Source organism: Halomonas sp. 141, assembly GCF_002810305.1.
Classification (GTDB): Bacteria; Pseudomonadota; Gammaproteobacteria; order Pseudomonadales; family Halomonadaceae; genus Vreelandella; species Vreelandella stevensii.
Map to the genome: position 1 here is coordinate 44,097 of NZ_PINZ01000015.1, position 24,694 is coordinate 68,790.

Genomic DNA, 24,694 nt, shown 5'->3' on the forward strand with positions numbered 1-24,694 from the left:
TTCGCGGATATCGAAAAGGTCTGAATGCCAATGGGAAGCTTGCGACGATGGGCGGATGACATGCGGGCCTCCAATGACGATACCGTTCACGCTTGGTGTGGGTGGGAAGTTTAGCACGGTCGCGTAGAGGTAGACTTGTAGCGGTAGTTACCCACCACGTGAAGTGTCGAGTAGAATTACGCCCTCACGACAACGATTGCGATGATGAACCGTTCAAACGGGCGTATGTCCCGCCGCACTACTGCTTTTTTATCACCCAATTTTTCTTCTTTTAGAGGTTTCTGTGTCTGACCACTCCCGCGCCAATGATGCCATGGCCCTCTTTATCGCGCTTCATCAGAATGATTGGCAGGGTTTCTTCGACGCCAATTCGTTGCAGCGCGGCAAGCGTTATGCCAATCAGCGTCGCGTGCTGGGTGAGCTGAGTCTGGAGCTTGATGCGGAGTGGCTGACGTTATCAGGCGACGTGGAGGGGAGCGAGCGCGAGCCTTACCACACGGATGTCACCATTGGCATTCTCGGGCGTGATGAGACGCTCATCACCGACTGTAGCTGCCCAGTGGGTGTCAGGTGTAAACACGCCGTGGCGCTTATCCAGACCTTTCTCAACCGGATGGGCAATGGGGCTGAGGTGTTTGCAGAGCGTCAGCCGCACAACGGCGCTTCGGGCAAGACGGACACGCAGCAATCGCTTAAACAGCGCTGGGAAAAGTGGATCAAGGAACTCGACCAGTCGCCGGCATCCGTGGGCGAGGGGCAACGTGTCGAGGCGACATATCGACTTGCGCTGTTTCTGGACAGCCGTGACCAGGTGGGCCCAACGCCTGTCTTATCCGTGCTGCCCGCCTGGTTGCGTCCTGGCAAGCAGAAGAGCCGCGGTAACGGCTGGGTGGCACCTCGTAGTATTGAAGTCAGTCGGTCAGGAGCGCTAGTGCCGGCCCCCGAGGGAGGTTGGCTCCCCGAGCAGGAGGAGGCCATTGATCAGCTGATGCACGGTGAGCACGAAGTGACGTGGTCAAGCACGCAGCGCATGTGGGCACTGGTGTCACATTCTTTTCAGGCCCGGGCCTTATGGGCGTTATTGGAGAGTGAAACACCCCCATTGCTGTTTCATCGCAGGCAGACGGGCACCCGGCTTGAGCGGGGGCCTACCTGCCAATTGTCACCGAGTTGGCAAGCGGATAGTGAAGGCGTACAACGATTACATCCGACCACCGTGCCAGAAGACACCCTCTCCTCCGAGGCGATCATCGCCAGAGTCGGTCGTGGCCTCTGCTATCTCGACCCCGAACGCGGCCAGTTCGGGCGGATGGAGGGTGCGCCTGAGCTCCTCGACAAGCTGTATCGGTCGCCGCCGCTGCCACCGGACATCAGCGAATGGCTGGGCGAACGGCTTCAGCAGGCACCCACACTGGCTGAACGCCTGCCCACACCGACACGGATAGAAGAGCAAACACTCAAGGATGTTACACCCCAACTCAAAGTGACGATGTGTGTCGCGGAAGGGCAGCTTGGGTTTAGCCATGGGGCGCCACTACCCCGCTGGATTCAGGTGGGCGCCGGCGTGGTGAGCTTTGATTATGCAGGCATTGAGGTACCGCCCGAAGAGGGTGACACCGCCAATGGATACCGGGATGGGCAGCGGCTGACGATACAGCGCGATACCCAGGCCGAGCGGACCCTGGTGTATGGCCTGCCCTCGGGCATGGTGACCCTTGAGCACTTGGAGAAGAAGAGCACGGTACCCGCATATCTGGAACTGCCGCCCTGGACGTTGCTATTGCCTCACCACGGTACGCCGCCCACACGGGCGACAGAGTGGCCAACGCACCTCGCCGGTCCTGATGAGTGGTGGGAGATGATAGACACGTTGCGCCAAGCGGGCTGCCTCATCGAATTCAGTGAAGACTTCCCTAAAGAGCCTATCTATCTTGAGCCCGAGGCGTGGTACGGCGAACTGGAGCCGGCCGGTAACGGCTGGTTTGATTTGGCGTTGGATATTGAGGTGGAAGGCGAGCGGGTTAACCTGCTGCCCATTTTGCGCCAACTGCTCAAGCGCGAGGATTTTCCCCTGGAGCCCCGCGAAGAGGAGGCCGATGACGCGAGCTGGACCTTGGAACTGGACGATCATCGCCGTTTGACGCTGCCCTTGTCTCGGCTGCGTGGGCTAATGACGCCGATCTTGGATTGGCTGGGCGATGAGCGCGACCCCGACGCGTCCGTGACATTGCCGCTAACGGCCGCCGAGAAAGTGGCGCCTGTCGCCGAGCACGAGCGCTGGGCAGGGCGTGAAGAAGTGAGCGCTTTGGCCCAGCGATTACGCGAGCTGCCGGCGAGCTTACCCCAACCACCCGGTTTTGTCGGTGAGTTGCGCGACTATCAGTCCCGCGGCCTGGCCTGGCTGCGTTTTCTTTCCGAGCTCGGCACCGGCGGCATCCTGGCCGATGACATGGGACTGGGCAAGACGGTGCAAGTCCTGGCGCATGTGCTTGATGAGCGGGCTCGTGGTTCGCTCAAGGGGCCGACCCTGGTGATTGCCCCCACAAGTTTGGTGGGTAACTGGTGCACCGAAGCCGCGCGCTTCGCGCCGGATCTCCAGGTGGTGGTGTTGCAAGGCGGCAAAGCCCAGCGTGAGCGTCAGTTCGCGGAGGCGCTACCCGATGCCGACCTGGTCATTACCACCTATGCGCTCCTGATCCGCGACCTTGAGCGCTTGGGCGAAACGGCATTCGGCCTGTTAGTGCTTGATGAAGCCCAAGCCATCAAGAACGCGGCCAGCCAGACCGCGCGAGCGGTGCGCGCGCTAAAGGCCAAGCGTGCCGTGGCGATGACCGGCACGCCACTGGAGAATCACCTGGGCGAGCTGTGGGCTCAATTGGATGCTGTGGCGCCAGGCGCGCTGGGTAGCCAGCAATGGTTTGGTCAGCGCTTTCGCACGCCTATCGAGAAGGAGGGAGATGTTGCGCTTCGCGAGCAGCTCTCTCGACGCCTAGCGCCGCTGATGCTGCGCCGGACCAAGCAGCAGGTGCTCGGTGAACTGCCCGATAAGACCGAGACGCGTCGCGAAATCACCCTGAGCGGTGCTCAGCGAGAACTCTACGAGAGCCTACGTCTCGCCCAGCACCAGCGCGTGCAACAAGCCGTTGCCGAACGTGGCCTAGCCGGTTCCGGCATCGTGATGCTGGATGCGCTGCTCAAGCTGCGCCAGGTATGCTGCGACCCGCGGCTGGTCAAACTCGACAGCGCCCAAAAGGTGCGTCGCTCAGCGAAACTTGATCAACTGCGGGAACTGTTGCCGCCCCTGATTGAAGAGGGGCGGCGTATCCTGGTGTTTTCGCAGTTTACCGAGATGTTGGGGCTGATCGGCCAGGCACTGGAGAAAGATGGTATCGCCTATACCACCCTAACGGGCGATACCCCCGGTAAGACGCGAACACAGCGCGTAGCGCGCTTTCAGCAGGGGGAGGTGCCGGTTTTTTTGATTAGCCTCAAGGCCGGCGGCACCGGGCTCAACCTCACCGCGGCGGATACAGTGATTCATTACGACCCTTGGTGGAATCCGGCGGTGGAAGCACAGGCGACAGGCCGTGCCCATCGCATGGGCCAGCAGAACCCGGTGTTTGTCTACAAACTGATGTGTGCCGGTACCGTGGAAGAGCGCATTCACGACTTGCAGTCGCGCAAGGCAGACCTGGCCGCGTCCATCTTGGAAGGCGGTGCCGAACGCCAGAGTGACGGCCCGCTATTCGACGAGGAAGACCTGGCGCTGCTGTTTGCGCCGGTGGCGTAGTTCAGGCATCAAAGCAAAAACAACCTCCATGCCACTGCCCTAAGGCCACGCATCACCCGCCATGGTGTTCTGTTGCCAAACGATTAGCAGGGACACGCGATGGCGACTCATCATCATGATACGGGATATAAAGAGCTATTCAGCCACCCCGAGTTCGTGCAGCAACTGATTGAAGGCTTTGCCCCTTCCGACATCGCCGGGCTAATGAACTTCGCGACCCTCAAGAAACACAACGGTCATTACATTACGCCCTTGTTTGAAGAGAAGATCGAAGACGTGGTGTGGTCGGTGGAGGTGACTTGGCAGGGTATGAAGCAGGACGTATTTCTTTACATTCTGCTGGAGTTTCAGTCATCAGTTGACCGCACCATGCCGATTCGGTTGATGCACTACGTTGCCTGCTTTTACAGCGAGCTGCTTAAGCAGAAAGCCATCGTTCCCAGACAAGGCTTGCCACCGGTGTTTCCAGTGGTTCTGTACAACGGCGCCAAGCCTTGGACGGCACCGCTGAACATATACGACATGATTCGGCCGGAACCGCCGAGTTTCCTGCAGGTCTACCAGCCGCGTCTTCGCTATTACCTGGTCGACGAAGGGCGCTATACTAACGAAGAGTTAGGCCTGCGCCAGACACCGCTTAGTGGTGTTTTTGGCGTGGAAAACGCTGGAGAAAGCTGGGAAGCTCTGCAAAATGCGGTGGATCGTGTGGTGGCAATTATTCAGGCCGACCCCAACAAGGAACGCACCGACCGGATCATCACTCGTTGGCTAAAGCGGCACTTGGGCTGAGTGCCGAGGTCAATCTGGATCGGCTAGACAGCCTGATGGAGGATAAAGCCATGTTGGCAGAGAACTTAGAAAATCTTGTCAAGAAAGAGCGCCTGGAAGGTCGGCAAGAAGGCCTGCAAGAAGGTCGCTTGGCAGAAGCACGTGAAGTTGTGCGTACTCAACTCAATTTCAAGTTTGGTGATGTGCCCGAGTGGGTAGAAGCGCAGCTTAGCCAAGCCGATCATGATCAATTGAAAGGCTGGATGCGTGAAGTTCTGTTCGCCGATAACCTGGGCGATATGTTTAAGCATTAAGCCTGTTGTTAGCTGAAACTCCCGGGTGATTGAGGAAAGGCGGCATACCTTGGTGTTTTCGCAGTTCACCGAGATGCTGGGATTGATTGGGCAGGCGCTGGAGAAGGACGGCATCGCCTACACCACCCTAACGGGCGATACCCCCGGTAAGACGCGAACACAGCGCGTAGTGCGCTTTCAGCAGGTGAGATTCCGGTCTTTCTGATTAGCCTCAAGGCTGGCGGCACCGGACTCAACCTCACGGTGGCTGATACCGTGATTCATTACGACCCTTGGTGGAATCCGGCGGTGGAAGCACAGGCGACAGGCCGTGCCCATCGCATGGACCAACAGAATCCCGTGTTTGTCTACAAGCTGATGTGTGTCGGTACCGTAGAAGAGCGCATTCACGACTTGCAGTCGCGCAAGGCAGCCCTGGCCGCTTCCATCTTGGAAGGCGGTGCCGAACGCCAGAGTAGCGGCCCGCTATTCGACGAGGAAGACCTGGCACTGCTGTTTGCGCCGGTGGCGTAACTTAAGTGGATGGATGAGGCCGGAGATATTATGTGTCAGTGGCAAGCGTTTCCACCTCAAACGCTACGATTTGGCGCTCAATGCTGGAAAACTCCACGCCAATGAGATGAATGGGCATGCCACTGGCACGGTGTTTGTCGGCATAGCCTTTGGCTTTGATCTGCTCCAGTGCTTTTCCCTCAGGCAGCTGCTCCACGACCTTGAACTCGAAAAGGTAAATATGCCCGCCGAAGTCGACGCTCATATCGACTTTACCCCGGTGGCTGGCGTCTTCCACCGTCACGCCCACCCCCAGTGCCGCGAAGTGGCTGTAGAACACGCTGGCATAATGCCCTTCGTATTTGGCAATGGGGTTGTTGCGATACCAGTCGTGGGGCAGGCCGGCGTAGAGAGCTTTGAGGTGACCTTCCAGCCCTGCTAGATCATGCTCATGCAGTACCTTAAACAGCGCCAGTTGATAGGTTTGCGCGTCGCTGTCTGGGATACCCAGCACGGGCAACAGAAACTCGTTCAGGCTGCTTTCGACTTCCCGGTTAGGAAACCCCAGCGAGTACAGCTGGTAGCCCACCATCGGCTCCTGCATATCCTTGATGGTGATATAGCCGGTCTGAAACAGCAGTGCCTCGGTTGCGATGTCATCGACATCAAAGCGGCCCAACAACTGTGCCTTGGCCTGAAGGGTGCCAAGTTGCGGGGTAAACACACCGCGTGCTTTCAGCAAGTCCACCAAAAACGTGGGCGTGGCGCTCTCAAACCAGTAAGGGCTAAATTTACGCTCTTCTAGCAATAGCAGCACATCAAAGGGGTTATAGACCGCTTCAACGTCCTGCCCACCCCAGCGGTAGCCGTTATACCAGCGGCGAATATCTTCACGGTCAAGCCCGGGCAGCTCCGGTGCAAAGACGGTATCGACATCGTGGTCGGTATAGCCGCAGATGGCGGCATAGTCAGATGAAAGCGTGATATCGCGCAGATTGTTCAGCCCCGAAAAGAGGCTGACTTTGCTGAATTTAGAGACACCCGTCAGCAACACAAAATGCAGGTGTGGGTCGGCATCCTTGAGCACGCTATACAAATTTTTCAGCCCCTCGCGAAGTTCGCGAGCCCTGTCAGCGTCGAGGATATTATCCAATATGGGCTTGTCGTACTCATCAATCAGCACCACGACGCGTTGCCCATGGACATGCTGGGCGTGCTCGATCAGGTTGGCGAAATCGTCGGCAATTCGCTCAGGCGGCGGTGTCTCAATTTTCAGGTTTGCTCGCTGCTGTTGCAGCTGATAACGAATGTTGGCGTCCAGGTCCTGGCGGCTGTTAACCACTCCGCTGGAGAAACTGAGGCGTAGTACCGGGTGTTGCTGCTGCCAGTCCCACTTATCGTGAATATAAAGTCCTTCAAACAGGGTTTCATGGCCTTCAAACAGGCAGCGCAACGTATCCAGCAGCAGGCTTTTACCAAACCGTCGCGGGCGGGAGAGGAAATAGTAACCGCCCGTTTCAGCCATGGTGTGAATCAAGGGCGTTTTGTCGACGTAGTAATACTGACCCTTGCGCAGCTTCTCAAAGGACTGAATGCCAATGGGGAGTTTACGGCGTTGAGCAGATGACATTGAGGACTCCCATGATAACCTGTTCGCTTGTGTCGTTGGCGATGAGTTTAGCACGGTGGCAAGTAGGGCAGGTGGTGATTCAACATCGGTTCGTGCCACCCGTGCTGCCGCAGGAGGCGGCAAAAAAGGGGCTCTGAAGAACCGCTAGATCATGCCCTTGGCCGCAGTCGCGGGGGGTTAACCACCAAAATTCATTTGGTTTGCGATCGTCATGGTTGGCCTCTGGCATTCACGCTGTCTCCCGGCCAAGAGGCAGACTCTCGGCACTTTATTTCGACATTAGAGAGCGTTTATCTGCCTGGTAACGTAGGGCGCCTGCGCAAACGTAGTCGCTATATGGTGGCTGATAAAGGCTATGACAGCGATGAGCTGCGTCGTTATTGCGATAGGCACGGGATGAAGCCGGTCATAGCTCAACGCAACATGTATCGAAGAAGGCGGCCAGGTCTACCTAGACGGTTTGATAAGCCTAAATATCGACAACGAAATGCGGTAGAACGCTGTTTTAGCTGGCTAAAGGAGCTACGCCGCATTGCCACACGCTACGATAAGTTAGCAAGCAGCTTTAGGGCGATGGTATGCGTGGCATGCATAGACCGCTGCCTGCGAGCTAACTTTTCGTACAAAGCCTAGTGAAACGCTGTCGTTGATTCCCCGCGTGATGGTGGAATTTGCTTGCAGGTTGGTCGCCATGCGATTACCAATCGCTTGCCCTGCTGCATCATCCTTTGCACTATTAATCCGAAGACCAGAAGAAAGTCGCTCAATACTTGTCGACAGCTTTGCGCCAGTATTATTCAGGTTTTGCTGTGCCTTGAGCGCAGCAAAACTGGTGTTGATCGTCGCCATTGTTCCGCTCTTCTTGTCCACGATAGTGAGATATTGCGACAAATATTAAAATAAATTTAGCGTGCTGGCGAGTGAGATGATGGGACGTCTGTTGTCGTGCTGCGACTGCAACTCTCATGATGCGGTATGTGCTTGAGGTAACCAGCCTGATTGGTGTTGCTTAACTGCTTGATTTGTGGCTTGCAAGGCTCTTTCTGTATTCCCCAAACGGCACCACATGCTCAACGAAGCGGCGCACCTTGGCGAGTTCTCCCAGGTGTTCGGGGTAGACGAGGTAGTAGGCGTTGCGGCTGAGCAGTTGGTAGGGCCATGCCAGGGCGAGCCGTTGGCTCTCCAGCTCTTCATTCACGGTGAAGTGGGGCACCAGTGCCACGCCGCCGCCTGCCATGGCGGTTCTGACCAGCATGGGGAAGGTTTCGAAACGGGTGCCGTGGTAGCTGCGCTCGGTCATGACGTGCTGGCTGGCAAACCAGTGGTGCCAGGCATCCGGGCGGGTCGAAAGGTGGAGCAGCGGGCGCTGCGTCAAATCATCGAGTGAATGAATCGGGTGCTGGGCCAGCCAGGCTGGGGAGGCGACGGCGACCATGAGGTCGTCGGCCAGCTTGTGGCAGGCCAGATTGGGCCAGCTGCCGTGCCCATACAAGAGGGCAATGTCGATGTTCTCCTGCTCCAGGTCGAAATCCTCGACGCGGTCGTGAAACGCCAGGCTGATACCAGGATGCGCCGCCATGAACGAGGGCAGCTTGTTGGCTAGCCAGCGGCTGCCGAAGCTGGGCAGGGTGGCGATGTTGAGCACTTCGCTGTGGCCGCTGTACGTCATGATGGCCTGGGTGGACATCTCGATTTGGGTCAGCACTTTGCGCACATCGCTCAGGAAAATCGCCCCTTCGGGGGTCAGCAGCAGGCTGCGGCGTACCCGGCGAAACAGCTTGTGCTCCAGGGTGGTTTCCAGCTGTGCCACCTGTTTGCTGACCGCGCTCTGGGTCAGGTTCAGCTCATCGGCAGCCCGGGTGAAGCTCATGTGGCGGGCGGCCGCTTCGAAGCACTGCATGGCGGTGATGGAAGGAAGATTGCGCATGGTGAACGCGGGCGCTCCTGGGCATGCGTCACTCAACGGAATGACGGTAAGGGATCCCACCCTACCAAAGGGCTCCCTTGGGCGCCATACTGTTGGGTACCCGGTGCTCGCCGCTCTTTATAAAAGCCTTTAAGCATTCCTTTTTGGCATGCATTGAGTGCTTTTTTTCGTTTGTGGTTCGCTCCCCGAGTCGGTTTGATAGAACGCAGCGCAAGCACGTGTCATGAAGAGGCCATGAGGCTGGCGACGCGTGCCGTTCTTTATCGACCCAGAGAGCCACAACATGTCCTTTATCACCACTGATGCAATACGCGACCGTTTTTCCAAGGCGATGTCGGCCATGTATCAAGCGGAAGTGCCGCAGTACGGTGCGCTGCTGGAACTGGTCGAGCGGGTGAACCAGGAAACCCTTCAGCAGCAGCCCGCGCTGCACCACCGCCTGGAGGCGCAGGGCGAGCTGGCCCGGCTGAGCGTGGAGCGCCACGGGGCGATTCGGGTGGGCACCAAGGCCGAGCTTGCCATGTTGCGCCGGTTGTTTGCGGTCATGGGCATGTACCCGGTGGGGTATTACGACCTCTCGGAAGCGGGCGTGCCGGTGCACTCTACAGCGTTTCGGCCCATCGAAGACGAGGCCCTCGCGCTGAACCCTTTCCGAGTCTTTACCTCTTTACTGCGCCTGGAGCTGATCGAGAGCGAGACGCTGCGCCAGCGCGCCGAGGAGATTCTGGCCCAGCGGGATATCTTTACCCCAGCGGTGCGGGCGCTCATCCAGCGCCACGAAACCCAGGGCGGGTTGTCCAGTGAAGAAGCCGACCAGTTCGTCAGCGAGGCGCTGGAAACCTTCCGCTGGCACCAGGAAGCGACCGTCGACCTGGAAACCTACCAGGCGCTGCACGACGAGCATCGCCTGATTGCCGATGTGGTGTGTTTCAAGGGGCCGCACATCAACCACCTGACGCCCAGAACCCTGGACATCGACGAAGCACAGCGTCGTATGCCGAGCATGGGCATGAACCCCAAGGCGGTGATCGAAGGGCCGCCCCGTCGGGAGTGCCCCATGTTGCTGCGCCAAACCAGCTTTCGGGCGCTGGAGGAGTCGATTCGTTTCGCCGGGGAGGCCCAGGGCACGCATACGGCGCGCTTTGGCGAAATCGAGCAGCGCGGCATGGCGCTGACCCCTAAAGGGCGGGCGCTTTATGATGAGCTGTTGAACCAAGGGCGTGCCCAGACCGCTGGCCTGGACAATGACGCCCATCAGGCCATTATGGAGCGCGTGTTCGCCGCGTTTCCGGACCACCACGAGGCGATTCGCACCGAGCAGCTGGCCTACTTCCACTACCACCTGACCGACGCCGGGCAGGCAGCCAAGGGCCGCGCCGAGCACGCCGACCTGGCAACGCTGCTGGCCCAGGGGTGGGTCGAGGCCCAGCCGATCACCTATGAAGATTTTCTGCCCGTCAGTGCCGCCGGTATTTTCCAATCCAACCTGGGCGGCAGCGAAAACGGCGCTTACGCCGGTAACGCAAACCGCGACGCCTTCGAAGCTGCCCTGGGCGCCCCGGTGCAGGATGAGCTGGCGCTATATGCCGAACGCGAACAGCGCTCGAAAGAGGCCGTGTTGGCGTGGTTGGGTGGGGAGGGCTGACAGGGGGTGTAGAGAAGATTGGATTCACCCATTTATCGACTGGCCGCAAGATGAAGGAAGGGCGCCATCAAAAGCACACGGTCGGCGGCTACCTCGACCGTGCCTCCGACGCACCGCCTGGAACTGCGGTCATCTGGCGAGGTTTTTCCCGACTCTCCGATCTCGTTGAAGGCGCCCGGATTGCCAAATATTCAGCATCAAACATTTATGGGTAACTGCAAGGTTATTGGACCGCTTACCAAACCAGTGGCTTTATCAGGCGGTGCCCCCACCGTCTCAATAAAGAATTGCGCAAGCTGCCCGCCGAGTTTGTTGCGGCGGCGAAGCAGGTCGGAGCTGCGGTGGTGAGCGGTGTCAGCCTGTTCGTCTTTCAAGGCGTCGACGCCTTCAAGTTTTTTTGTGAAGATGACGTCAAACGCGAGGCAGCAGCGCAACAATCGGCCACGCTATTTGCCCACTATCGCCGCCAACTGCTGAAGGAGAATGATACATGAGCCAGGCTAAAGTGCTTGTCCTGCATGGGCCCAACCTGAATTTGCTGGGCACCCGGCAGCCGGAAATCTACGGCTACGAGACGCTGGAAGACGTCAATAACGCGCTGCGTGAAAAAGCGGTCATGGCGGGATGGACGCTGAACTGCCTGCAAAGCAACCATGAGGGCGCCCTGATCGATGCCATTCACGCTGCACGCCTCGATGGCACCCAGGCGATCATTATCAACCCCGCCGCTTACACCCATACCTCTGTGGCTATCCTGGATGCTCTGAATGCTTTCGAGGGTACGGTGATTGAAGTGCACATTTCCAATGTGCACAAACGTGAGCGCTTTCGCCACCACTCCTATGTCTCACTGCGGGCCGATGGGGTGATTGCCGGGCTGGGCACACAGGGCTACCAAGCGGCCCTGGACGCGGTGATGAAAGCTGCCGATCAGTAACACTCGCAGGAGTCATATCGTGCTTTGATGACGAGCCGCTTCCTGCAAGGGCGGCTCTGACCTTCACGAAGAGCAATTCATTGGCACTCTCAAAAAGCCAGCTAGGGGGTAAGGCTGACCAGCCAGAGAATGAGGCTAAGGGTAAAAAAGGAAGCCACCGTGGCTACCAGCATGGCCACAGTACTGCCCCCCTTAGGGAAACGCTGCATAAATCCCGCCGGAGCTGCCTCATGGCCACCGACGAGGTAAAATCTGACCTGTCGTCCAACACCCGCTGACAGAGCCACTCCGATGAAACAGATCTCATTCGCCCAGGTTGAGCACCAGAACAAGAAGAAGGTCACCCGCCGCGAGCGGTTTCTTGCCAGGGTGGAGGAGCTGGTGCCGTGGCAACGGCTGATTGCAGCACTGTCGCCGTCCTACTTCCCGAAGTCAGCGGGCAAGCGAGGCCGACCACCCATTGGCCTGGAGCGCATGCTGCGCATTTACTTCCTGCAGCAGTGGTATGCCCTAGCCGATGAAGCAGACCCGGAAGGGTAAGCAGTATTACTTCGGCATGAAGGCCCATATCGGTGTCGATGCGGTCACCGGACTGGCCCACAGTGTCGCCGCCAGGCGCAGCACTATCAAGAAGATGGAAGACAGTCCCATGAAAGCGCTGCTGCTGGAATTCGAGAAGGCTAAGGCCAGCATCCGCGCCAAGGTCGAGCACCCATTTCATGTCATCAAGAACCTCTTCGGCTACCGGAAGGTTCGCTACAAGGGGCTGGCCAGGAACCAGGCACAGCTGTTCACCCTGTTCGCCCTCGGCAATTTGGTGCTGGCTGGACGATGCCAGGGCCATGCTGACGGGGCCAGTGTGTCTTGAATCTGGCCTGGCAGCCGGATAACCCGGCTGCCAGGGTAAAAAGGCCACCTTCAGTGGCCAGAAAGTGACCGTTGACGCGGTGAGTGTGCCGCCCTGAGTGTTTTAGACGCTCAGAGACGAATTGATCAGCGGTTCCCCAGGGCGGCGGGCCAGCCTCGTGGGAGGCGGCCGGATTCCAGGTCACCAGTTCCCCCGCGACGCTGCCCTTGAGGTCGACGCGCTGCCCGGGATAGCGGCCGTAGCGGCAACGCCAGCCTCTGTGCCAGGCGTGGCAGGCGATCCGGAAGACGCCGATCGCCCGACTGCCGGGGAAGCAGACCGGCACGCTGTCGCCGCGGCGTCGCTCCACCTCGACCAGGGTCGGCCAGAAGTCCTGGCCCCGGGCGGCGATGATCAGGTCGGAGGCATCGAGCCGCTCGGCCAGCCACAGGGCCGGACCGCTGCCGTTGTCGGCCAGTACTATCACCAGGTCGGCCTGGTCGCGGGCTTCCCGGCTGGCGCGCTCGATGGCGCGGTACCAGTCGCCCAAGTTTCGGGATTCGTCCGCGGCGTGGGGATCGCTGGCACCGATCACAGCCAGGCGCGCGCCGCCGCGTTCGAACCGCGTGAAGGGCGCGACCAGCCCCTCGGGGTTCCGGGCCTCGTCCAGGCAGCCGACCACCGGTCGCGCGAAGCGCCGATAGAGGCCGGCGCCCTGCGGAGCCGGAGTGGCGGGGGGCGGCGTGGGTTGGTCCCGGGGAGAGTCTGTCATTTGTTCTGTGACCTCGAGTGTTCGCCCTGCCCTGGGGGGGGGCGGTGGCGACGCCCGTGACGCGCAAGATTCAGGGAGCGGAATGGCAGGGGCATGCCGGACGGGGGCTCCGGCAGTACAGGAGGCATCGAACGGGAGACACGGGCGGGATCAGAAGCTACCCGAGGTGCTCGCCGTAGAGCCGGGGGCCCCGGTTTCCAGGAGGTTGTTATCTCGGGGTTGCCAGACCAGCTGGCTATTCGGGGAGGTCTCGCTGCGCTTGATGCACTTCCACTCGATGCTGGCATCGGCCGGCATATCGAGGGTGGCTTCCCAGGTCGGGTAGTTGTCCGGCTCGAGCTTGAGTGCGTCGGCGGGCGACCAGTTGCCCAGTTCGTCGCTGTCGCCGGTCACATAGACGCTCTGGCCCCAGTCGGTGGTACCGTTGGCACAGCTGAACGAGACCTCGACGACATCTTCGGACTCTTCGGGCGGGGGCGGAGGCGGCGTGCCACAGGCGGCGCCGATATGCAGTGCCGCGGCCTCCATGGGGGGGACGGTCAGCGAGACTTGGCCGCCCTGGACGCTGACACAGCTGCCGTCTCCGGCGATGTTGCGATACTCTCCATCAGGAAGCGTGGTGGTGAAGGTGCGCGAGAGGGGCGAGCCTTCCCGGTTGATGGCGACAAAGCCTCTGTCGCTGCGGTTGAAGGCGATCTGGTTGTTGCCGTTGTCCCACCAGTCGGAGACCCCGCTGCCATCGGTCACGTTGCGGAATTCCACCATGTTGGCAATGGAGTCCCAGCGGTGTTCGCAGACCCAGGCGTCGCCGCAGTTCGCCTCGCCGTTCTGGTACACGGTCTGGGCGGGGGGGCCCTGATCCGAGTCGGAGAAGCTGAAGCTGGACATCACCTTCGGGTACCCATAGGGCCACGCCAGCATAAAGACGTTGGCGAGGTTGTACACGCTACCGTCGTTGTAGGTCAGGATATTGCTGCCGCCTGCCCCATGGCCTCGCTGGTTATCGTGGTTATCGGTGAATACCACGGCCTTATCACTAGCCATGAATCCCCAGGCCTCGCCAAACTGACTCAGGTTGGCCAGCCGCTGGTTGCGGAAGACATCGCCGATCGCGGCGCTGTAGCGAAACTCCGTGACGTCGGAAATATGGGCGTATTCCCCTACGTTTACCGCCTCGTTCCCCACGTCGATCACTTCCTGAAACACATAGAGCGGATCGTTGACCCGCAATAGGATGGCCTCGATATCAGATGGCTCCATATGCTTGGCGGCATCGATGCGCAGGCCTCTCACGCCGAGGGAGGTCAAGTGGTTGAGGTAGCCGGCGAGGGTGTTCCGAACATATTCATCCCCGGTAGCCAGATCCGGTAGCCCCACCAGCCGGCAATTCCGCACCCGCCATGCATCGTTACCGTAGTCTTCCGGTTGAATATCGCAATGGGGGTGAAAGTCGTTGCTGCTGTAGTCGGGGTAATCTAGGGAAGTGGAGTTATAGGGCGAGCCGGCGGTACCCGTGCCGCTCCCGGCGGCAGCCGTGTGGTTGATCACCGCATCGACATAGATATCCACGCCGACGGCATTACAGCGCTGCACCATGTTGGCAAACTCATTGGCATCGCCACTGCGACTCTGCAATTGATAGCTGACCGGCTGATAGCGGGTCCACCATTCGTCGCCCTGAATATGCTCCTGGGGCGGCGATACCTGCACGGCACTGAAGCCCTTCGGGCCGAGGAAGTTCTCACACTCCTGGGCCACATCGCTCCATTTCCATTCGAATAGATGCACGAAAGCGCCCGCATGGGCCTGCTGGGTGGGTAACATCGTGGCCGCGCCGAGGGCGACTACGCCAAGGGCGGCGCCGGCAAGAGACCGATGCAAAGAGGTCATTATTTACTCCTTGTTTGCGCTTTATTGTTTGTGTTTTAGTGCGTCCCTCTTCCTCGGATAAAGGCAGTTTATTGCTATTTTTCTTGGCCGAGGAATTGGCAATATGCATCGTGACCCCCTCGCCTATAACACCCCTGGGGAGTAAAAAAGGGGCGTAGTCTCAAGGAGGATAGGGGGCGTATGGCATGCAGCCCAGTGGCTCAATGTACTCTCCTATTTCATCATGCTGATCGCCCCCTGTTGGTGACATCATTGAAGCAGAGCACTTCTTGCTGCCTCGCATAAACATCCGTCCATTCTGGTGTGAGCACCTGGGGTTCGCTAACAATCGCCCGGCATTTATGGCTTGGGGGATCGGCGTGTTGGCTGGCATCTCGCTACTGTTTGAAGGCTCGTTACACCTCCTCACACTGTTTATCCCGCCTTATTCATGAGGGCGCTGGCTGAGAGGATTGTCAGCCCTCGCTGCCAACACCGGCCCACCGGCACCGCGTTGGCAGCATGAGAATCCGCTGCCATATGCAAAAACAGCGCATTTTTCCGTTATGTTTACAACCTACAGGAATGGACTGCCCTCATTCGTGCAGCCGTCATCATCAGCCGAGGTGGGGCTGCTGTACGCATGGATCGGTGGTGGTATCGCCGACGAGTCAGCTCAGCGCGGTCAGCTTCGGTAGCCCCTTCAGCAAGGCAGGCCACCATTTGTCAGCTGCATCGCCGAGGTGAACGGTGATGCGCCGGGCGTGCAGCGTCAGCGTGCCAGCGACCTTGAGTACCTGCTCGCGCATCCGGCTCAGACTCCAGCCCTGCCGGGTCTGATGCACCAGCAAGCAGCGCAGGCCATGCAGAACCTGATAGGCGTAGAGGCTCAGCAGCAGGCTCACCTCGTTGCGGGCCATGACATCCTGGACCGTGGAGGCCCCGCGATCCGTCGACGACAGGTGCACATCCAGCGCCGATTTCACCTCGCCCATGTGGGCCTCGGCGCTGCCGCGCTTGCGATAGAGCGCCAAAATCTTCTCCGGCGGCCAGTCGAACTTGCCGAGGTTGGTGACCAGGAAGAAGGCATGCAGCAGCAAGTCATCGGGGCGCTCCTGCACGACCAGCACCACGCGTCGTGGCGCTGGCCAGGAACCGGCCTGGTACTCAAGGTCATGGCACCATTCCCGAGGCTGTTCGGGCGGTCGGCCGCGGGGCCGCTTCAGGTAGGGCGCCGCCAGTGTCTGCAGGCCCTTGTGGCTGCGCAACCGGCCCAGATACTCGATGTCGCGCGTTTCCAGGGCCTCCAGCGTGTCGTTGTCGGTGAATCCGGCATCAATGCGCACCCGAACCTGAGCGCCGGTGCTCTCGTTGAGCCGCCTCACCAGATGGGGGATCCAGGTGTCGGCGTTCTCGGCCGGGCCGGCGTTGCCCTCTCGTAGCAGGCCGCCCACCATGTCACCGGTCTCGGCCAGCGAGGCCACCAGCGGCGAATAGATCCGGGTGCCGTACAGGCCATGATAGGCCGAACCGCCCTGGTGGCCGTGAACCTCGATCGGCAGGCCGTCGATGTCCGGCGTCAGCTGCCTGGACAGCGTGGCTTGAGACGGCCGGTCCTGGGCTAGGGGCGTCAGCCCCCGCGCATCGCTGCAGGCCAACTGCCAAAGCGGGTCACGGCGCAGCGTGTCGGTATCGCTGAGATCGATCCAGCCCATCGCACGCTGCAGCACCAGGGTACGCAACTGGCTGGCCAGCGAATGACGGATGCGCAGCGGGTGGCGTCGATCGACCAGATTGTCTTCCAGCGCCTCGATCACGCCGCTGTTGTCGAGGGCTTCACGCAGCAGCAGGGCGCCGCTGTCGCTGGTGGTGCGCTGGCCGCTCAGCTCGATACGGACAGAGCCGTTGCACGAGGGCGTCCAGGTGGGTAGGCTTTCACCCATGGCGGATGGCTCCCTTGGATCAGGTTCTTGGCGGAACACACTGATTTTTCAAGAGCCTGAAAGTGTTGTTTTAATTGCAACGAAAGAGCGCCCTTTCCACGCCTGGAGACGATTCTGGTGACGCCTATGACCCTTCTCGATAAACGGGCCTTCTACCTGTTGGAAAGCAGTCGCTGTGGGCATCTATAACGCTAAGCGACTTGACTGGTAGGAACGAGTACCAGAAAACGTTGGGGTTGTTGCATCAGCTGATGCCCAACAGCCAGCTTTGCGTCATGCCGACCAAAGGGCATTGCATTCACATGACCCACCCGGACGCCGTCGCCGAGCAGGTCATTCGCTGGCTGAACAAAGCTGCCTGAGCGATGGCCCAGGCGGCTTTGCCATCACTTGACGGGCTTGGACGCCGCCAGCGTATAGAGGAATTCCAGCCCTAACGTGGCGGCAGCCAGCGAGGTGATGTCGCCGTGATCATAGGCCGGATTGACTTCCACCAAATCCATGCCCACCAGCTCCATGCCGACCATGCCGCGCACCACCTTGAGCATCAGGTCCGTGGAGAGACCACCGCACACGGGGGTGCCGGTGCCGGGCGCAAAGGCCGGGTCGAGGCCGTCGATATCCAGCGTCACGTAGGCAGGGTGATGACCCACCCGCGCGCGAATGCGCTCCAGCACTGCCGCTGGGCCGTGGTCGTTCACCCAGTCGGCGTCCAGCACCTCGTAAGGGTGGTTGTGGCGGTCGTAGCTGGTGCGAATACCAATCTGCAGTGAATGCTCCGGGACGACCAGGCCTTCCTTCAATGCATGATGGAAGATGGTGCCGTGATCATAGCGTGTGCCTTGCTCGTAGGTATCGGTGTGGGCATCGAAATGAATCAGCGCCAGCGGGCCGTGTTCACGGGCATGGGCGCGCAGCAGCGGCAGGCTGATGTAGTGGTCGCCGCCCAGCGTCAACATCTTTTTACCCGCTTTCAGCCAGCGCATGGCGTGGCCTTCCAGATTGTCGATCAGGCTATCCGGTTCGCCGTAGGCGTAGTCCAGGTTGCCTGCATCGCACACCCGCAAGCGCTCTTCCAACGCAAAATCCCACGGCCAGCGCTTGCCTTCCCAAATCAGGTTCGCCGTGCTTTGGCGAATCGCATTAGGCCCCATGCGCGTGCCCGAGCGTCCGGAGCAGGCCAGATCAAACGGCACACCGCTGACCACGACTTCGGCGTCGGTAGCGCTTGGGTCGGTGGCTTTGGGTACCCCCATGAAGGTAGAAATAACATCACCAAACAGGCTGGGCATGATGTTCGATGGGGTCACCTGACGTGTACTCCTGTGGTGTGCAGCAAGAAGGGGGGCTGGCAAGCACGGGCGGGGTGGCCCGAAGAAGCGCGACGATAAGGAATTTTTGGAAATGAATGAAATGAATATTTAGAATGAAATCATTCATCTCATGGATAGTTTGCTCTCATGCGCTCGTTACGCCATTTTGACCTGAATTTGCTGCTCGTCTTCGAGATGCTGATGCGCGAGCGCCATGTCACCCGTGCGGCGGAAAAGCTCCATTTGAGCCAGCCCGCCCTGAGTCATGCGCTCAAGCGCCTGCGTGAAGCGCTGGATGACCCGCTGCTGGTGCGTTCCGGGCAAGGGCTGCAGCCGACCCCCCGTGCCTTGGCACTGTTGCCGGTCGTGCAGCAATCCCTGGCCGCCCTGCAGGCGGGTCTGGCGCCCCCCGCGACCTTTGCGGCCGCCACCAGTACGCGGCACTTCACCCTGGCCACCACGGATTATTTCGAGGAGGTCATGTACCCGGCGTTTTTGAGCCAGCTGCTGCGCAGTGCGCCCGGTCTCAGTTTTTCGATAGAGCTGATTACCCCCGACGTGCTGAACGAGGCGCTGGAGCAGCGCCAGGTGGATATGGTGGTGGGGCTGGATTACCAGGACACGCTGCCGACGGGGGTGATACAAACGCCGTGGATGGATGAGGAACTCGTCTGCCTGGTGGCCTCGGACCATGCCGGCGTGGGCGAGGGAGTGGACCTGGAGCAGTTTGTTTCCCAGCCCCATGTGGAGCTGGCCGATATCAGCGGCCTGCGTCCCAGCAGTATCGATAGCTGCTTGGTACAGCACGGCTTGACCCGACGGGTGATCTCCAAAAACCTCAACTATATTGCCGCTGCAAGAGTCGTGGCCTTGACGGAGGCCATCATGACGCTACCACGCCAGATGGCCGAGCGCTTTGTCACCATGTTGCCGGTTCGACTGGTGGAACCGCCGAAAGAGCTTCCCCTCTTGAAAATGACCCTGATACAGCATGGTCTGTATGTGAACGCGCCTACCAGCGTCTGGCTTTACAATGAACTTGTCGCCTTTGCGGTCAAGCACGGCCTCAAGAGCTGACCCGGTATCGCCCGTGGCTGTCCAGCCAGTGCGTTTGCCAGCCGCCTTGGCTACCTGATGACGTGATCTGTTCATTGAGTGCCGACCTATCCAATGGCAGCCGATGTAGAGGCTGTGTTGCCCCTGCCAGCAGGCTTTGCCACTGCGTCATCAACGCGGCAAGAGGCGTTTCGGGGGGCAGAGCCACGGGGGACAGAGCGTCATCGAACCTTTGCCACAAACGATCCGTGATGTCTGCCAGCTTGGTGTTGGCGGCGGTGGGGTTGCCAGTGGTTTGGATGACGTAACCAAGGGAGCAGGGCGCTCCATCGCCGCGGCGTACTGCGGCCACGTATCCCAGCGAGTGTTCATGTCTGGCTTGCTGAAAAAAGGCGGCGCTGTGGCACTGTTCAGCCTGGGCGAGTAGCCAGCGTTGGGCAGGTGTGCCAAGCAGGCTCAGCGTGCGCATGATCGCCGTACTGGCTGGGATGGTGTCGCTGGTAGCCTCTTTGGAAAGTGCTGCGTCTTCACCCCATGACTGGCGGGTCAACGATTCGAGAGCCCGCTCCAGCTCATCACTTCCGTCTGCCTGGGAAAGCCACAGAGCCGGGGTGTCGGGCAACGACACCAAGCGTTGTAACAACTGCTGGGCAAGCAGGCCGTGAGCGGGGGCACTGGTGGTCAGGCGTGCTGATGCCAGTAGCACGCCCATCCTGGCTACCGCGCTGCTGCCTACGGTCATCACCCAGCTGCCTTGCGCCAGACTTTTCTGGTGAACGGTAACCCCCTGCTGAGCAAGCCGTTTTTTGACCAGTGGTCCAAGGGTAATCATGGCCTTGGGTATAAAGCAGGCAGCCCAGGCGGTATCGGCAAGCGAGGGAAAGTCATCGTAGACGCCGTAGTGGCCGCACCAGCGCTGGACGCTGGTGACCCTGACCGGGTGTGTCTCTGCCGACAAGCTCTTGCTCGGCGACGAGACGCGAGGCACCAGAAAGCGGGCCCTGCAGGAGGCGAACGTGTATGCCGACGATGTTGCGGAGAACCTGCGCGCCAGTGCCTGATGACGAGCGTGGCTAAACCAGGCGGGTGCCAGTGCTTCGCTGTGGGTGGGCGGTTGCCATAGTGACGAATCCTGATGTGGTTGGGCAGCCAGCAGGCTGTTCAGGCGCTTGCTCAGCACCATGGCCAGCGCTTCCCGCTGAGTCGTGTCGAGGTAACCGTCGAGTTGCAGATGAAAGGTATCCGTGGCGCCACTGGGCGCAGCAGTGGCGCAGTAATCGCTGATCGTAGAGGGAAATTGATCGATCAACAGTCCCTGGTTGACCGTATCGGCCAGGTGCGTCAGGGCGAAAAACTGGCGGTACGAGAGGTGTGACGGCAGTGGCCAGAGTAGCGCCATCCCTTGCGGTGCTCCATCAGCGGCGGGTATGTCCACCTCTCGCCTGCTGCCCCAGCGAGATGTCATTGCCAACGCCTCACCCCCTTCGGTGGATGGCTTGAACAGCAGTGCCATACGCTGAACCAGTGCCAGCATGGGGCCGATGCCCCAAGGGCTAACCAGGGTAATACTGACACGACCCGCGTGGTAATGGTGGTGGTGAAACGCTGACAGCGCGTCATGCAGCCTGGACAACGCTTGCCCCAGGGTTTGAGCGTTGCCGTGTCGGCACCCCGCGCCGATATGCTGCGGGTCGGCTAGTGCGGAAAAGGCTGCCAGCTTGCGCATACTGGCGCTGGATTGGCGTGCCTGCCATTCGGCATCAATGGCCGCGACTTCACGGTGTATGACCGATAGTGGCATATGCGGTATGGCGACTTGGGTCGCCACCATCAGCCCCGCCTGTTCAAGCAGGTCGAGGGGAATCGTAAAGTGAATGTCGGTCACGTGATCGTCGGTTCGAGCGTTCAAGGTGCCTTGATGCTGGGCAAACCACATCAGCAGGCTTTTGTTGCCACAGGCTGCCAGCGGTGCCGTGGTGAGCACGTGCTCCAGCAGGTGCGCTAGCCCCGCCCAAGGAGAGGGCTCATCCAAATAGCCGGCTGATATGGCGATACTGGCATGCGCACGGGCCAAATGGGGGGCATGTGCCACCGTAGCGTTCACGCCGTTGGCAAACGCTTGGTGAGTTTGACGAAGGCTCAGCTCAATCACAGCCCTGACTGCCCAGGCACTGTCGATAGAACGCCGCTTCCCGGGCCAGCATGGTCTGGCGGGCGTGAGGGTGACGGATGCCGTGGCGTTCATTATCGAACAGCAGGGTTTGCGCCTCGCCCCCATGCTGCTCGATATGCCGCGCCATGGCATGGGTCTGCTCCGGCACCACGACGGCATCTTTGCCTCCCTGGATAAACAGTGCCTTGAGTGGCCGGGTACAGTGTGCCACCTGAAAGGCAGGGCTCCGCTGAGCGAGTTGCGTCGCATCGCCGATCAGCCAGCCCAGGTAGCCGGACTCGAAGCGGTGGGTCTGAGCTGCTAAGGTTAGCGCGTCGGTGACGCCGTAAAGGCTAGTGGCCGCTGCAAACAGCCGCGAGGCCGCCAAGGCATTGAGGGCGGTAAACCCCCCGGCGCTTTGGCCGCGAATGAAGCAGCCCTGGGGGGCGATGGGGTAGCGCTGGCAGGCCGCTCGCACTAGGGCAACCACGTCCTCGGTATCGCTGATGCCCCACCGGCCCGCCAAACACTCCCGGTAACGGCGGCCGAAGTTGCCACTGCCTCTGGGGTTGATATCCAGCACGTGAAAGCCCTGCTGCTGCCAATAGGCAACCAGTGGGTCGTAAACCGGGTAAGTGGCGGCGGTTGGCCCACCGTGAACGCGCACGATGAGGGGGGCATCGTCATCGCTACGGGTTGGGTAGAAAAAACCGTGCACGGTTTCACCGGCGTGGCCCACCGGTGCTTCCAACCACTGGGCGGTGGCCGTCGTCAGTGCCAACGGCGGCTGCCCTGCGAGGCAGCGGCGTGAGCGGTGCTCGTCAAAACGCATCAACTGGGCACCGGCACCAGCGCTTTGCACGATGGCGTAGTCACCATGCTCTGCCACGACGATGCTCGCCACGCGGCCGGGTTCGTCCAGTAGGGCCTCTTCTCGCCCGCTGCGGCGCCGGTAAAGCTGCGCCGCGCCCTGGCGCAGCTGGCAATAGAGCTGCCTGTCGTCTCGCCAAGCGTGCTGGTGCTCGCCCAACTGCCAGGGGGTGGTGATATGGTCGACCGGCGTGCTGCCAAGGCAGCGTGGGGTCGTCAAGTTCACCTGCCAGGGTTGCCACCAGCCTGCGTGGTCGCTCATGCAGATCAGCGCGTTATGGGGGGCAAACTGCGGCTGACTAACCGCTGCGCCAAGGTCCCGCTGCTGATCATTTTCAAGCTGGCCGTGTGACGTCAAGGTGGCGGTGTTGAGCTGGCTGCGTTGCCAGGGCATATGTGGCAGCGACCAGCTGACCCAGGCCAGATAGCTACCGTCATCGCTGATCACGGGGGCGCCATAAAAATCGCCACCTTCATGAATGACCTGACGCCCCTGTGACGAGACCGCCACCAGTCGTTGGCCGTGCGCATCCTCTTCAATGGCGATGACGCGTTCACGCTCAGGGTCGGCACACAGCCCACCGTAGGCCCGCTGGGCGTGCTGCTGCCAGCACTGAGCAGTGCCGTTCGGGGATCGATACATGAGTGCCTGGTCGCGCTGGCGCACCCAGGCAATGCCGCCCAGTAGCGGTACATGGCTGCCGCCGCCGTACTGGTTGACGCGGCTGCCAACGGCTTCTTCTACAAGGCAGTGAGGCGGGGCGCTGTCATCGGCAAGCCACTGCCACAGCTGCATCTCCCCTGTGTTGGGGCAGCGGGCCAGCCAGTAAACGGCTTGAGCGTCGCATTGCAGCTCGGCGAGGGTATCGGTGGGCGCCGCTGCTTCGGCCAGGGTTAGCTTCATTGCCGGTGGATCAACTCTGCTGTGGCCGCCTGTAAACGCTTTGACTGGCGGGCGTTGCGGGGGATGAGCGTCGCCTGATCGTCGGTGGACGGGGCATTGTCGGCCAGCAGGTTCTGGATCAACCCATGGTCAGGCGAGTATTGGCACACCGGGTCAGTGGCGTTCATGTCGCCCGTCAGCAGATAGGCCTGACAGCGGCAGCCGCCGACGTCTTTATCGCGCTTGTCACACTGCTGGCAGAGCGTTGGCATCCACTGGGTGCCGCGAAAGCGGTTGAAGGCATCGCTTTGGTACCAGATGTCTTTTAGCGGTGTTTCCTGGGCATTGGGAAATGCCATGGGTAGGTCCCGAGCGCTATGGCAGGGCAGCACGGCGCCGTCCGGAGCAACGGTCATAAATATGCTGCCCCAGCCGCCCATGCAGGGTTTCGGCGTCTGTTCAAAATAGTCTGGCACCACAAACAGTAGCGACATATCGCGCCCCCTTGCTGCCAGGGATTCCCGCCAGCGGTTGGTTTCCGCCTCGGCGCGTGCCAGCTGCTCCCGAGTGGGCATCAGCACTTGGCGGTTCAAAAATGCCCAGCCGTAATATTGGCAGTTGGCCAATTCCACTGCATCGGCACCCAGCTCGTCGCAGAGCGCGATCAGGTCGCCAAGTTGGTCGATATTGTGCCGATGTAGCACGACATTCAACACCATGGGGTAGCCTGCCGCCTTGACCGCTTTGGCCATGGCTAGCTTGTTGGCATGCGCTTTGGCGGAGCCGGCCAGCACTTGGGCGAGTTCCGGGTCAGCGGCTTGCAGGCTGATTTGAATATGATCCAAACCTGCCTCTGCCAGGGCATCTACACGCTGGTTGGTGAGTCCAACGCCTGAGGTGATCAGGTTGGTATAAAAGCCGAGCTGGTGTGCTTCACTCACCAGGGCTTCGAGGTCCTGACGAATCAGAGGTTCGCCACCGGAAAAACCAAGCTGAACGGCTCCCATGGCGCGTGCCTGACGCAGCACGTCGACCCATGCCTCGGTATCCAGCTCGTTCTGATAGCGGGTGAACGCCAGCGGGTTCGAACAGTAGGCACACTGCAGAGGGCAGCGGTAGGTGAGTTCCGCCAGCAGCCATAAAGGGGGGGAGGTGGCCTGTGGGGCGTGATTAACCATGCTGTACTTCCCTGACGGCTAGCCAGCCATTGCTGCGAGCCTCATCGAGAAACTGCACGACATCGTCGGCCAAGGTTTCCGCTTCCGGATAGCGCTGCTGTAGTGTGGCGATAATGGCTTCGACGCTCTGCTGTCCATCGACCAGTTGAAGAATCTCTCCTGCTGTTGCGCTGAGTTTTACCATGCCTTCCGGGTACAAAATCACGTGACACTCTTGGGCGGCTTCCCATTGAAGCCGCCAGCCGCGTCGCAATTGGAAAACGTCCAGGTGTGAGGAGGTGGCTTGCTGCAACATGATGAATCTCCCA

General features: G+C 60.3%; 19 protein-coding genes and 2 pseudogenes. 10 read left to right on the plus strand and 11 right to left on the minus strand.

Going from position 1 to position 24,694, the window contains the following annotated elements; genetic code table 11:
- Positions 1 to 283: 283 nt before the first annotated feature.
- From CWI66_RS18005 to CWI66_RS09000, 4 genes are all read left to right on the plus strand, one after another.
- Positions 284 to 3,790: a DEAD/DEAH box helicase gene (locus tag CWI66_RS18005; protein WP_157808962.1), complete on the plus strand. Its 3,507-nt coding sequence runs from the start codon at positions 284 to 286 to the stop codon at positions 3,788 to 3,790.
- Positions 3,791 to 3,889: 99 nt separating this feature from the next.
- The gene (locus tag CWI66_RS08995) at positions 3,890 to 4,579 is read left to right on the plus strand and encodes an Rpn family recombination-promoting nuclease/putative transposase (protein ID WP_232710810.1); all 690 of its coding nucleotides are present in this window, start codon (positions 3,890 to 3,892) and stop codon (positions 4,577 to 4,579) included.
- A complete protein-coding gene (locus tag CWI66_RS18325) occupies positions 4,555 to 4,872 on the plus strand; it encodes a hypothetical protein (RefSeq protein ID WP_232710811.1) in 318 nt (105 codons plus the stop codon). Before CWI66_RS08995 ends, CWI66_RS18325 begins: the two co-directional genes overlap by 25 nt.
- Before the next feature lie 189 nt (positions 4,873 to 5,061).
- A complete protein-coding gene (locus tag CWI66_RS09000; protein WP_081135956.1) occupies positions 5,062 to 5,385 on the plus strand; it encodes a helicase-related protein in 324 nt (107 codons plus the stop codon).
- A gap of 28 nt (positions 5,386 to 5,413) precedes the next feature.
- Here the strand turns inward: CWI66_RS09000 and CWI66_RS09005 are convergent, their stop codons facing one another.
- Positions 5,414 to 6,994: an ATP-binding protein gene (locus tag CWI66_RS09005; RefSeq protein ID WP_081135958.1), complete on the minus strand. Its 1,581-nt coding sequence runs from the start codon at positions 6,992 to 6,994 to the stop codon at positions 5,414 to 5,416.
- Between the two features lie 76 nt (positions 6,995 to 7,070).
- Here CWI66_RS09005 and CWI66_RS09010 point away from each other — a divergent pair.
- Positions 7,071 to 7,627, plus strand: a pseudogene (locus CWI66_RS09010) (IS5 family transposase); the annotation flags it as partial.
- Here the strand turns inward: CWI66_RS09010 and CWI66_RS18575 are convergent.
- Complete coding sequence (locus CWI66_RS18575) at positions 7,547 to 7,843, minus strand: flagellin N-terminal helical domain-containing protein (RefSeq protein WP_081135962.1); 297 nt, start codon at positions 7,841 to 7,843, stop codon at positions 7,547 to 7,549. The pseudogene CWI66_RS09010 and the gene CWI66_RS18575 sit on opposite strands and share 81 nt — an antisense overlap.
- A gap of 160 nt (positions 7,844 to 8,003) precedes the next feature.
- Positions 8,004 to 8,921 carry a LysR substrate-binding domain-containing protein gene (locus tag CWI66_RS09020; protein WP_081135964.1) on the minus strand — a complete coding sequence of 306 codons (918 nt, stop codon included), beginning with the start codon at positions 8,919 to 8,921 and terminating at the stop codon, positions 8,004 to 8,006.
- A 283-nt stretch (positions 8,922 to 9,204) separates the two neighbouring features.
- On the opposite strand from CWI66_RS09020, the gene hglS reads away from it, so the two are divergent.
- From hglS to CWI66_RS09045, 4 genes and pseudogenes are all read left to right on the plus strand, one after another.
- A complete protein-coding gene (gene hglS / locus CWI66_RS09025) occupies positions 9,205 to 10,566 on the plus strand; it encodes a 2-oxoadipate dioxygenase/decarboxylase HglS (protein ID WP_100731477.1) in 1,362 nt (453 codons plus the stop codon).
- A gap of 287 nt (positions 10,567 to 10,853) precedes the next feature.
- Entirely contained in the window at positions 10,854 to 11,060 is a 207-nt protein-coding gene (locus CWI66_RS09035) for a hypothetical protein (protein WP_198517496.1), read from the plus strand.
- Positions 11,057 to 11,503, plus strand: coding sequence for a type II 3-dehydroquinate dehydratase (gene aroQ, locus CWI66_RS09040; protein WP_016915326.1), 447 nt, complete (start codon positions 11,057 to 11,059; stop codon positions 11,501 to 11,503). The genes CWI66_RS09035 and aroQ overlap by 4 nt, the downstream gene beginning before the upstream one ends.
- Positions 11,504 to 11,794: 291 nt before the next feature.
- Positions 11,795 to 12,371 (plus strand): annotated as a pseudogene (locus CWI66_RS09045) (transposase).
- Here CWI66_RS09045 and CWI66_RS18010 read toward each other — a convergent pair.
- From CWI66_RS18010 to speB, 4 genes are all read right to left on the minus strand, one after another.
- Positions 12,295 to 13,122, minus strand: coding sequence for a hypothetical protein (locus CWI66_RS18010; RefSeq protein WP_157808963.1), 828 nt, complete (start codon positions 13,120 to 13,122; stop codon positions 12,295 to 12,297). The pseudogene CWI66_RS09045 and the gene CWI66_RS18010 sit on opposite strands and share 77 nt — an antisense overlap.
- 150 nt (positions 13,123 to 13,272) lie before the next feature.
- Positions 13,273 to 15,012: a carbohydrate-binding module family 20 domain-containing protein gene (locus CWI66_RS09055; RefSeq protein ID WP_100731479.1), complete on the minus strand. Its 1,740-nt coding sequence runs from the start codon at positions 15,010 to 15,012 to the stop codon at positions 13,273 to 13,275.
- Between the two features lie 650 nt (positions 15,013 to 15,662).
- Entirely contained in the window at positions 15,663 to 16,973 is a 1,311-nt protein-coding gene (locus tag CWI66_RS09065) for an IS1380 family transposase (protein ID WP_100731480.1), read from the minus strand.
- 347 nt (positions 16,974 to 17,320) lie between these two features.
- A complete protein-coding gene (gene speB / locus CWI66_RS09075) occupies positions 17,321 to 18,226 on the minus strand; it encodes an agmatinase (protein ID WP_100731481.1) in 906 nt (301 codons plus the stop codon).
- 168 nt (positions 18,227 to 18,394) lie between these two features.
- Here speB and CWI66_RS09080 point away from each other — a divergent pair, with 168 nt between their 5' ends.
- Positions 18,395 to 19,324: a LysR family transcriptional regulator gene (locus CWI66_RS09080; RefSeq protein WP_100731482.1), complete on the plus strand. Its 930-nt coding sequence runs from the start codon at positions 18,395 to 18,397 to the stop codon at positions 19,322 to 19,324.
- Here the strand turns inward: CWI66_RS09080 and CWI66_RS09085 are convergent.
- From CWI66_RS09085 to pqqD, 4 genes are read right to left on the minus strand one after another with little or no spacing between them, the layout of a single operon-like run.
- Entirely contained in the window at positions 19,314 to 21,395 is a 2,082-nt protein-coding gene (locus tag CWI66_RS09085; protein WP_232710812.1) for an insulinase family protein, read from the minus strand. The genes CWI66_RS09080 and CWI66_RS09085 overlap by 11 nt on opposite strands.
- A gap of 52 nt (positions 21,396 to 21,447) precedes the next feature.
- Positions 21,448 to 23,229: an alpha/beta hydrolase family protein gene (locus CWI66_RS09090; RefSeq protein ID WP_100731483.1), complete on the minus strand. Its 1,782-nt coding sequence runs from the start codon at positions 23,227 to 23,229 to the stop codon at positions 21,448 to 21,450.
- Positions 23,226 to 24,386 (minus strand): pyrroloquinoline quinone biosynthesis protein PqqE, encoded by a 1,161-nt coding sequence (pqqE, locus tag CWI66_RS09095; RefSeq protein WP_100731484.1) that lies wholly within the window; start codon positions 24,384 to 24,386, stop codon positions 23,226 to 23,228. The genes CWI66_RS09090 and pqqE overlap by 4 nt, the downstream gene beginning before the upstream one ends.
- On the minus strand, positions 24,379 to 24,681 hold the full coding sequence (gene pqqD / locus CWI66_RS09100; RefSeq protein WP_100731485.1) for a pyrroloquinoline quinone biosynthesis peptide chaperone PqqD: 303 nt from the start codon (positions 24,679 to 24,681) through the stop codon (positions 24,379 to 24,381). Before pqqD ends, pqqE begins: the two co-directional genes overlap by 8 nt.
- Between the last annotated feature and the right edge of the window lie 13 nt (positions 24,682 to 24,694).